Consider the following 8755-nt stretch of genomic DNA (forward strand, 5'->3'; position numbering starts at 1 on the left):
GAAGGATCAGGATGTGTCTGCATGTGGCCTGCCCCTTTGTTACATTTGAAGACGCAGTGCCTGTTTCCGGGGATGGGGCTTATTTTCTGCCTGTTGTTTATTTGGCCTGATCCCTTTTAAGGATGTGAAGGTAATACCTGCAGAAAGCACCAGCCTTCTGGTAAGTGGTAGTACAGTAGGTATGTATATGAAAACAGAAGGGGTACTGATCATTGATACTGGGGGAAGTCCTTTCCAGGGACGGAAAACAGGAAACTCCTGCTGAGGATCTTGGTACAAAGTGGAGATTATATTGTTGCTTTTAATCAACAAAAAGTATCCTGCAAAAGGAACTGATAAAGGATCTGAAAAAAACTCAGACGGGCAAGAAGTGAGCCTTACCCTGAACAGACAGGGGGAAAAAGGTAAAGGTATCTCTTGATGCCTGTGGAGGATCAGACAGGAGATTACAAGCTTGGAATCTGGGTAAGAGATGACACCCAGGGTATTGGTACCCTGACCTATGTGGACGCAGCAGGAAATTACGGAGCACTGGGACATGGGATCAGTGATGTGGATACAGGAGAATTGTTATCTATTACCAGCGGTTCTTTATACAAAACCCAGATTCTGGGCATCCAGAAGGGAAGTAAAGGCAGCCCTGGTGAATTGTCTGGATTGATTCGCTATAATGTGGGGAATGTGCTAGGCTCCATTACGGCTAATACTGCAAATGGGATTTACGGAAAATATCAAAGCTTAGGTGGAAACGGAATTGCTTTAAAAGAAATGAAAATCGGCTACAAACAGGAAATGGAAACAGGTCCGGCATCTGTTTTATGCAGTGTAAACGGACAGGTAAAAGAATATACGGCAGAAATTACAAAAATAGACATGAACCACCAGGACACCAATAAAAGCTTTGTGATCCATGTGACAGACCAGGAGCTTCTTGCGGCAACCGGAGGAATCGTGCAGGGAATGAGTGGCAGTCCGGTGATCCAGAACAAAAAGATCGTGGGGGCTGTAACTCATGTGTTTGTGCAGGATGCAACCAGCGGATACGGTATTTTTATTGAAAACATGCTGGCGGAAAAAGGGTAAAAATGGTTGGATATGGAGGATAAAAGTCGAAAGTTATCGAACGAAAATCCAGTGAAACCGACACTTTCGGCTTGATTTCCCCATTTGGATTCCACTATAATAGCAACTGTTAATCTAGTAAAAAAGGTAACAGGTTAGGAGGAGAGATGTCTCATGGAAAAGTTAAATGTGGCTATTGCGGATGATAACGAGAAAATGACGGAAGTACTGGGACGTATGATCGAGGAAGACAAAGAGCTTTCGCTGGTAGGAAAAGCACACAATGGAGAAGAAATCTGTAATATTATAAGGGAGAAGCAGCCGGATGTGGTGATCCTGGACATTATTATGCCTAAAATGGATGGACTTTCTGTAATGGAAAGATGTGTACATAGCAGCGTGCTGAAAAAGATCCCTGCGTTTATCGTAGTTTCGGCTGTAGGGCAGGAACGGATCACAGAGGATGCTTTTAATCTTGGGGCTGAATATTATATGTTAAAGCCTTTTGACAATAAGATGCTGCTGAATAGGATCAAGCATGCAAGGCATCTGGGTGACAGAAGAAGAAAAGAAATTTCAAGACAGGGAAAAGGTGAAGAGGGTGGCTGCTTTTCACAGGGAGACCTGGAACGGGATGTAACAAATGTGATCCATGAGATCGGTGTACCGGCACACATCAAAGGATACCAGTATCTCAGGGATGCGATCATTTTGTCTGTGAATGACATGGAAATGTTGAATTCCATTACAAAGATTCTGTATCCTACCATAGCAAAAAGACATCAGACCACTCCAAGCAGAGTGGAAAGGGCCATTCGCCACGCTATTGAAGTAGCATGGAGCAGAGGCAAAATGGATACCATAGATGCACTGTTTGGATATACGGTAAGTACGGGAAAAGGAAAGCCTACCAATTCAGAATTTATTGCCCTGATCGCAGACAAAATAAGACTTGAATATAAAAATCGCTCTTTCCATTAGAAAGGATATAGGGTATAATAAAAACAGTAATACGGTTCTCCAGACACAGAAGGAGAATGCAGTGAATCCATACCAAGGAGGGAATTTACGGATGAAGAATATACTTTTTGCAGCGTCTGAGGCAGTGCCTTTTATTAAAACAGGAGGACTGGCAGATGTAGTCGGATCTCTGCCGAAGTGCTTTGATAAGAGATATTTTGACATTCGGGTAATATTGCCGAAATATGCCTGCATGCGGCAGGAATGGAAAGATAAAATGGAATATGTTACCCATTTTTATATGGATCTGGGATATAAGAACTGTTATGTTGGAATCCTCAGGATGGAGTATGACGGGATTCAGTTCTATTTCATTGACAATGAATATTACTTTAGTGGTCCGAAGCCTTATGATACTGTACCATGGGATTTGGAGAAGTTCGCATTCTTTTCCAAGGCAGTACTTTCTGTCCTTCCGGTGATCGGATTCAGACCGGATGTGATCCACTGTCATGACTGGCAGACAGGCCTGGTGCCGGTTTATCTGCATGACAGCTTCCAACAGAATGAATTTTTCTGGGGGATCAAGACGGTTATGACGATACACAATCTGAAATTCCAGGGTGTGTATGATGTAAAGACCATCAAAGAAATTACCGGGTTATCTGATTACTATTTCGTTCCGGACAAGCTGGAAGCATATAAAGACGCCAATCTCCTGAAAGGCGGTATTGTATTTGCAGATGCAGTGACCACCGTTAGCCGTACTTATGCTGAGGAGATCAAGACTCCGTTTTACGGGGAGGGCCTGGATGGGCTGCTGCGTGCACGTTCCGAAAGCCTTCGCGGTATTGTAAATGGTATCGATTACAATGATTTCAATCCGGATACAGATATTTTCCTTTCTTCCAAGTATAATGCAACCACATTCCGTAAAGAAAAGATCAAGAATAAGATCCAGCTGCAGAAGGATCTGGGACTGGAGCAGGATCCCAAAATCATGATGATCGGTATTGTTTCAAGACTGACAGACCAGAAGGGCTTCGACCTGATCGCTTATATTATGGATGAACTCTGCCAGGATGCAGTACAGATCGTTGCTCTTGGTACAGGCGAGGAACGTTATGAGAATATGTTCCGCCATTTTGACTGGAAATATCATGGCAAGGTATCTGCACAGATTTATTATGATGAGGGTATGTCCCACCGTATTTACGGAGCAGCGGATGCGTTTCTGATGCCATCCCTGTTTGAACCATGCGGATTGAGTCAGCTGATGAGCCTTCGTTATGGTACTCTTCCTATCGTCAGGGAGACAGGCGGACTGAAGGATACGGTAGAGCCTTATAATGAGTTTGAAGGCACTGGTACAGGATTTTCGTTCTGCAATTACAATGCACATGAGATGCTTAGTACCATCCGTTATGCAGAGCGCATCTACTATGATAAGAAGCGTGAATGGAACAAGATGATCGACAGGGCTATGGCACAGGATTTCTCCTGGGGCAATTCTGCACGGCAATATGAAGAGATGTACAATTGGCTGATTGGCTGATTGGCTGATCCTGTCACATTTTGTCAAAAGATAATCCATTCTTATTTGCAGGAAAGACTTGACAGAAACACAGATTTATTATACTATGGTAGCAGAAAACACGAACATAGGTTCGCATTATGAAAAATACAAGAATAAGGAGACTGCCATAGAATGATAAATGAAGAAAAGCAAAAAGCCCTGGAGGCTGCTCTGGGGCAGATAGAGAAGCAATATGGAAAAGGATCTGTGATGAAGCTTGGCGAGTCAGGTGCCAGTATGCAGGTGGAGGCGATTCCTACAGGATCCCTTAGTCTGGATATTGCACTGGGAGTAGGCGGCGTACCCAAGGGACGTATCATAGAGATCTATGGACCTGAGTCCAGTGGTAAGACTACCGTAGCATTACATATGGTAGCAGAGGTTCAGAAGCGTGGTGGGATTGCCGGCTTTATTGATGCAGAGCATGCACTGGATCCTGTTTATGCAAAGAATATAGGCGTTGATATTGACAATCTTTATATTTCACAGCCAGATAATGGTGAGCAGGCATTGGAGATCACTGAGACGATGGTACGTTCCGGAGCTGTGGATATTGTGATCGTAGACTCTGTTGCAGCCCTGGTTCCCAAGGCTGAGATCGACGGCGACATGGGCGACAGCCATGTGGGTCTTCAGGCGAGACTGATGTCCCAGGCTTTGAGAAAGCTTACAGCTATTATCAGTAAGTCCAACTGTGTAGTGATCTTTATCAACCAGCTTCGTGAGAAGGTAGGCGTTATGTTCGGTAATCCGGAGACTACCACCGGTGGCCGTGCATTGAAGTTTTATTCTTCTGTGCGTCTGGATGTACGTCGTGTAGAGACTCTGAAGCAGGGCGGAGAGATGGTTGGTAATCATACCAAGATCAAAGTAGTAAAGAACAAGGTTGCACCGCCATTTAAGCAGGCAGAGTTTGATATCATGTTTGGTACAGGTATTTCCAGAGAGGCAGATATCCTGGATCTGGCAGCAGAATGTTCTATTGTTAATAAGAGCGGTGCCTGGTATGCTTATAATGGCAATAAGATCGGACAGGGCCGGGAGAATGCCAAAGCCTATCTGAAAGAGCATACAGATATTCGTGATGAGATTGAGAAGAAGGTAAGGATCCATTATCATCTGCTCCCTGAGGAAGAGGAGACAGTCTCTGTCCAGGACAATGCACAGGCAGAGGCAGCAGCTTCCACAGAGGATGAGGCCTGATCCATGGGACTTACAAGAGAAGAACAACAGGCGGCCCGCAGGAAGGCTTTGCTCCTTCTTGAGCATATGGACCGTACAGAGAAAGGCCTGTCTGACCGTTTGCGTCAGGCAGGCTTTTGTGCAGAGGCAGTGGAGGATGCAGTGGCTTATGTAAGTTCTTTTGGATATGTAGATGATGACAGGTATGCGGAGAATTACATTGCATACAGGATCCAGTCTATGAGCAGGCGCAAGATCCTTCAGGAGTTGCTTCAAAAGGGCGTGGACAAGGAGACTGCCCAGGCTGCCTGGGAGCGGGCGTCAGAGTATACCCAGCCTGACGAACAGAAGATCCTTAAGGAGGCTGTCCTTAAGAAATGCCAGCCAGACACAGTCCTGGATGAAAAGGAGATGCGCCGCCTTCAGGGATTCCTGCTGCGAAGAGGCTTTGGCTACAGTGACATTTCCCATGTGCTGGAGGAGCTGCAGATCCGGATGGAATCTAATACATCGTTCAGTAAATAACTGTGGGATTCTTCCTGCCAAAATATAAATTCCATTTTTCTGTAGAAAAACTTGACATAATTATCAAAAACATATAAACTTATATTGTTGTAATTGTACAATGAAAACCGAATAAGGAGGTGCTCCTGTGACAAGCACAATTATTGTTGCATTTGTCGCTGTGGTAGTCGCGCTACTTATTGCAGTTCCTATTACTACTAAAGTTGCTGTGGCAAATAAAGTAAAAAAAGACGCAGAAACTGTTGGATCGGCAGAAGACAAAGCCAGAGGCATCATAGATGAAGCTTTGAAGACAGCAGAAACGAAAAAACGGGAAACTTTGTTGGAAGTGAAGGAAGAATCTCTCCGTACAAAAAATGAACTGGAGAAAGAAACCGAAGGAACGAAGAAATGAACTGCAGAAGTATGAGAAACGAGTCTTATCAAAGGAAGAAGCCGTAGATAAGAAAGCGGATGCAGTTGAGAAGCGTGAGGCAGAGTGCACAGCGAGATATGCTGAATTACAGAAGAAAGAAAAACGGGTGGACGAACTTGAGCAGAAAGGAGTTCAGGAACTGGAAAGAGTTTCAGGACTGACTTCAGAACAGGCCAAGGAAGAACTGCTCAGATCTGTGGAAGATGATGTGAAGGTTGATGTTGCAAGGCTTTACAAAGAACTGGAGAACAGGGCCAAAAGAAGAAGCCGGCAAGAAAGCCAAGGAGTATGTGGTAAATGCCATTCAGAAATGTGCAGTTGACCAACTGTAGCAGAAGCAACGATTTCTGTTGTGCAGCTTCCAAGTGATGAGATGAAAGGACGTATTATCGGCCGTGAAGGACGTAATATCCGTACACTGGAGACACTTACAGGTGTAGATCTGATCATTGATGATACACCGGAAGAGTTGTCTTTCTGCTTCGTACCTGATCCGTCGTGAGATCGCCAGAGTTGCACTTGAGAAACTGATCGTTGATGGCAGGATCAGATCCGGGCTAGGATCGAGGAAATGGTTGAGAAGGCACAGAAAGAAGTGGAAGCCACAATCGTGAGGATGGGGAGACTGCTGCTATGGATGTTGGCGTACATGGTATTCATCCAGAGCTTCTGAGCTTCTGGAAGGATGAAATTCCGTTCAGCTATGGACAGAATGCATCGAAACATTCCATTGAAGCTGCACAGTTATCCGGACTTCTGTGGTGAAGTAGGTGCTGATGTGCGTATTGCCAAACGTGCCGGACTTCTGCACGACATCGGAGAGTCCATTGACCATGAAGTAGAAGGCTCACATATTCAGATTGGTGTAGATCTTTGCAAGAAATATAAAGAATCTGCAATCGTTATTGTTGTAGTGGCTGCTCATCACGGAGATGTAGAACCAGAGTCATTGATTGCTGGCATTGTACAGGCAGCAGATGCTATTTCTGCAGCACGTCCTGGTGCTCGTAGAGAGACATTGGAAACATATACCAACCGTCTGAAACAGCTGGAGGATATTACCAACCAGTTTAAAGGGGTGGAGAAATCCTTTGCGATCCAGGCAGGTCGTGAAGATCCGTGTTATGGTTGTTCCGGATCATGTTACAGATGCAGATATGGTTCTTCTGGCAAGAGATATTGCCAAGCAGATTGAGGAGAGCTCTAATATCCAGGCCAGATCAAAGTTAATGTGATCAGAGAGAGCCGTGCTGTGGATTATGCTAAATAATCCAAGCTGTCATTCAGGAAGATAAGATACAGGAATCGTTATTCCCAAGGGAAACCAAAGGAAAACGGTTCCTGTTTTTTTGTATGAAAATATATAAATGATTACAGTGTTTCGGCAATGGGAACTGCATAAATTCTAATATGGGAAGCGTAAGATGGAAAGAGCAAAAGATGGCGCTGTGTCAGACAGCTACGTATCACAAAAAGGCAGGAGAAGGATATGGGGAAGAAGGAAGGCAGAATAAAGCGAAAGGAATTTTTTCCTGGTCAGCTTTATATTTTTTCGTGGCTTTTTTGCAGGAACCATTCTTCCAAATATTGTGTGGAAAATGAAATGGCGGCAGAAAACAGTAGCTGCTATGTACCTGCTTAGCTCTTTTTCAGGACAGGAACTGGCCGGAACCGGACTTCTTGGAGAAATACTGAAAAGCAGGGGAGCTTTTTTATATTATGTGCAGTGTGCGGATTTACTGTTTTCGGCGTGCCATTAGCAGTTGGAACTGTAATTGCGGCAGGCTTTGGGATTGGTGCAGTGCTGACCGTATGTATCCTTCAATTTGGTCTGGCAGGTGCGGCAGCAGGAATTGCCCTCCTTTTTCCACAGTATCTGATCTATCTGCCAGTTCTTGTTTATGCTTCTGGACATGGTTTTTAAACAATCCATAAGCATGTGGAAAAATCAGGGGCTTTTTCCGACAAAGCAGCTGGAATATCTGGCAGACAGTTTGGACAGGGGGCATTTATTTCCTTGGAATGCTGCTGGGAAGCCTATGTGAATCCATGGATAACAGAAAAAATTTTGACGACTTTAAAAATATTTTGAATGCATTTACACCATATGTGGTGTAAGTTACCATAAAAAAGTCGACATTTTGTGTAAAAATGCGGAAAGCCCACGGATTCTCAAGCATTTCAGAGGAAAAAAGGGTTTGATTTTATGTTAATTTCAAAGTATAATACAGTTACATTTTTGTTGTTCAGAATAGGGAGTATGAATAGCAAGTATTGAACGTGACAGGAAGAAGAGAAAATGGAAAGAGAGATACATGATTTCATTGGTTATCTGCATGAGGAAGAAGTCATCCAGCAATACGGAGATTTCCTATGAGCGGGATTTAAGAAAAATGGCCAGGTTTGCAAGACTGGGTAATTCCGTGAAGCAAAGGCTGTGCGGGAACTTGATCTGGAGGATATATTTGGATCACCTGGAGCGTGGAGAATTTGCGTCTTCTACCATATCCAGAAGTGTAGCGTCCATCCGTGCTTTTTTTCAGTATCAGATGAAGGTCAATGGTATGGAAAGGATCTGTCAGATAATCTGAGACCACCTAAAGTAGAGAAGAAAATGCCGGAGATATTATCCATTCAGGAAGTAGATTGTCTGCTTCTGCAGCCAGATTTGAATACACCTAAAGGGATCCGGGATAAGCCACGCTGGAGTTATTGTATGCTACTGGTATGAGGGTCAGCGAACTGATTCATTTGCAGGTGGATCAGGGAGATCTTCAGTTAGGATATGTGACCTGCAAGGAGCATGAGAAGGAAAAGGATCATTCCCATTGGCAATGTAAGCCGGGATGCCCTGATCCTGTATATGGACAAGGCAAGAGATACTTTCGTTAAGGACAGTAAAGAGAAAACTTTGTTCACCAATGGTTTGGGAAAGCCGATGAGCAGGCAGGGATTCTGGAAGGTACTGAAAGGATATGCAGATGCTGCCGGAATCAAGCGGGATATTACACCGCATACCTTGCGCCATTCTTTTG

Annotated in this window: 7 protein-coding genes and 2 pseudogenes; all 9 read left to right on the forward strand. The window is 44.2% G+C overall.

Going from position 1 to position 8755, the window contains the following annotated elements; all coding sequences use genetic code 11:
• Window positions 1–420: 420 nt before the first annotated feature.
• Window positions 421–1083 (forward strand): SpoIVB peptidase S55 domain-containing protein, encoded by a 663-nt coding sequence (locus tag R1Y93_RS09200; protein WP_500822576.1) that lies wholly within the window; start codon window positions 421–423, stop codon window positions 1081–1083.
• A 153-nt stretch (window positions 1084–1236) separates the two neighbouring features.
• Window positions 1237–2043, forward strand: a complete 807-nt coding sequence (gene spo0A, locus R1Y93_RS09205; RefSeq protein WP_500822577.1) for a sporulation transcription factor Spo0A — start codon at window positions 1237–1239, stop codon at window positions 2041–2043.
• Window positions 2044–2134: 91 nt separating this feature from the next.
• Window positions 2135–3577 carry a glycogen synthase GlgA gene (gene glgA, locus R1Y93_RS09210; protein ID WP_500822578.1) on the forward strand — a complete coding sequence of 481 codons (1443 nt, stop codon included), beginning with the start codon at window positions 2135–2137 and terminating at the stop codon, window positions 3575–3577.
• Between the two features lie 153 nt (window positions 3578–3730).
• Window positions 3731–4801, forward strand: coding sequence for a recombinase RecA (gene recA / locus R1Y93_RS09215; RefSeq protein WP_500822579.1), 1071 nt, complete (start codon window positions 3731–3733; stop codon window positions 4799–4801).
• A 3-nt stretch (window positions 4802–4804) separates the two neighbouring features.
• Window positions 4805–5305, forward strand: a complete 501-nt coding sequence (locus tag R1Y93_RS09220; protein WP_500822580.1) for a regulatory protein RecX — start codon at window positions 4805–4807, stop codon at window positions 5303–5305.
• 190 nt (window positions 5306–5495) lie between these two features.
• Window positions 5496–6990, forward strand: a pseudogene (rny, locus tag R1Y93_RS09225) (ribonuclease Y).
• Between the two features lie 480 nt (window positions 6991–7470).
• Window positions 7471–7644 (forward strand): hypothetical protein, encoded by a 174-nt coding sequence (locus R1Y93_RS09230; protein WP_500822581.1) that lies wholly within the window; start codon window positions 7471–7473, stop codon window positions 7642–7644.
• A 391-nt stretch (window positions 7645–8035) separates the two neighbouring features.
• Entirely contained in the window at window positions 8036–8311 is a 276-nt protein-coding gene (locus tag R1Y93_RS09235) for a site-specific integrase (RefSeq protein ID WP_500822582.1), read from the forward strand.
• A gap of 136 nt (window positions 8312–8447) precedes the next feature.
• Window positions 8448–8755: pseudogene (locus tag R1Y93_RS09240) on the forward strand (tyrosine-type recombinase/integrase); the annotation flags it as partial.

The organism is Blautia sp. HA3515, assembly GCF_059933065.1.